This is a genomic window from Polynucleobacter sp. AM-25C3, from assembly GCF_018882335.1.
GTDB lineage: Bacteria > Pseudomonadota > Gammaproteobacteria > Burkholderiales > Burkholderiaceae > Polynucleobacter.
This window is the reverse complement of record NZ_JACVOS010000030.1, coordinates 1-1,999: the sequence shown is the minus strand read 5'-3', so window position 1 is coordinate 1,999 and position 1,999 is coordinate 1. Positions and strand designations below refer to the sequence as shown.

Below are 1,999 nucleotides of genomic sequence, written 5' to 3'. Positions count from 1 at the left end.
TGGATGTGGACATACAATCATGAAAGACCGAACATGGGCTTAGGTGGAATTACACCAAAGCAAAAACTAGCACTTGCAGTACCAGCTTCTACTTTTAGCTTAAGTTAAAAATGGGGGGATTACCGAAGGTCTCAACATGAAATACAGGGCGACTACCGACAGAACTAGACCAAAAATAATTTGGTAGATATCTACTTTTTTCATTCGCCTGAGTATTACCCTTAAAAAACATCATTTTTATTCGTTAAAATTAAATATGGATTTAATTTCTAGAAATCAGCGTGTAGCACGCCTCACCATGATGGCTGGCTTGACTTTAGCGCTGGTGTTTATTGTAAGCGCTGTCGTATCGGCGTACATCCTGAAGCAAAGCTCTATTCAGGATCGCTCAGAACAAATTTCCAATCTCACCATTGTTTTAGCAGAACACGCTAGCCAGACTATGTATTCTGGAAACACGGCCTTGGAAAGCTTAGTTGAAGCGGTAAGCTCCGCAAATATTCAAACAGAAAAAGCATATCGAGAATTCGCGAGCAAGAAAGAGCAGTTTCTTAATCTCAAGGATAAAACAACCTTAAATACGATTATTGATGTAGCAACCTATATCGGCCCCGATGGCAAGGTCATTAACTTTTCAAGGTCTTATCCACCCCCCAGCATCGACTTATCTGATCGAGACTACTTCCAATATCTCAGCACCCATGACTCTGCGCAAACGTACTACAGCAACCCCGTTCGAAACAAAGGAAATGGTAAGTGGGTCTTTTATCTAGCCAAAAGAATTAGCAATTCAAAAAATGAATTTCTTGGGGTGGCCCTGATTGGGATTTCAGTAGAGGTCTTCTCTAGCTTTTATGAAAAGATTGGGGCCAATTTAGGTGAAGGCTCTTCCCTAACCCTATTTAAGAAAGATCAAGTTTTGCTAACCCGCTGGCCATTTTTAGACGAGCGGATTGGCCGAAAGAATACAAGCAAGATATTTGATGAAGTCGTAAAAAATCCAGCGCTAGAGGGAAGTGTAATTTTTACCGACGCTCAAACGACCATCCGAGATAGCGCCAATGTACAGCGCATGATCTCATTCCGCTCAGTACCAGGCCATCCACTAGTCGTTGCTGCAGTAGCCACTGAAGAACTGTATCTGGCCAGTTGGAGAAAAAGCGTCTATGGAATTTTATATGCAACGGTGTTAAGCCTCATCTTTATCGTGATTGGCTTGAGTTTGTTGTTAAGGGCCTTAAATTCTGCTGGCAAGAATCAACACCTTGCCAATCATGACCATTTAACCAATCTGCCTAACCGCTTACTTTTTACCGATAGACTCCAGCAAACTTTAGAGCTAGCTAAGCGCAATAAAACAAAATTTGCCCTTATCTTTATTGACCTAGACAACCTCAAGTCAATCAACGATAACCATAGCCATGCCGCTGGCGATATTGCCCTTCGCGAAGCAGCTAAACGAATGCTTCACTGTGTCAGATCCTCTGACACAGTAGCTCGTATTGGTGGTGATGAGTTTGTTATCTTATTGCCCAATATTGAGAGTGTGGCAAACGTCTTAGCCATTGCCGAGAAAGTTAGGGGTAAGTTATTCGAACGATTTATGGCCCACAATTTAGAGCTCGTTACGGGGGCAAGTATGGGAATTGCAATTTATCCGGAACATGGACAGACTGATGCAGAGCTCACCGCAAACGCAGATGAAGCTATGTACCGCGCAAAGTCTCTGGGCAGAAATCAAGTTTGCCTATTTAACCCTGATTTGATTAAAACACCGAAATCGTAGGCTAGCTCACCCATCTTTTCAAACGCATATCACCTGATCCATGAGATGGTAAATACTTGTTTGAGAGTAATAAAAAAGCTCCGCAATATGAACTGACCCACAAAAGTTGGACAGTTTGATTAGGTTACCAGAAGGGATTGAGTTCGGTATTGCACTGGGCTCAATCCCTTTAGTTTTTGTTTGATTCGATCATGGTTGTAGTAGTGGATATAT

At 42.2% G+C, this 1,999-nt stretch carries 2 protein-coding genes; one reads left to right on the top strand and one right to left on the bottom strand.

Annotated elements, in window-relative coordinates; all coding sequences use genetic code 11:
• The first annotated feature begins 256 nt into the window (after positions 1 to 256).
• Positions 257 to 1,786 (top strand): bifunctional diguanylate cyclase/phosphodiesterase, encoded by a 1,530-nt coding sequence (locus ICN12_RS10715; RefSeq protein WP_216272496.1) that lies wholly within the window; start codon positions 257 to 259, stop codon positions 1,784 to 1,786.
• Positions 1,787 to 1,905: 119 nt separating this feature from the next.
• Here ICN12_RS10715 and ICN12_RS10710 read toward each other — a convergent pair.
• Positions 1,906 to 1,999 (bottom strand): IS3 family transposase (locus ICN12_RS10710; RefSeq protein WP_216217838.1); only part of this gene is annotated, 94 nt, incomplete at its 5' end.

What these genes read in the sequence shown, in the direction of transcription:
- ICN12_RS10715 (WP_216272496.1), top strand. Translation starts at nt 257, where the DNA reads ATGGATTTAATTTCTAGAAATCAGCGTGTAGCACGCCTCACCATGATG.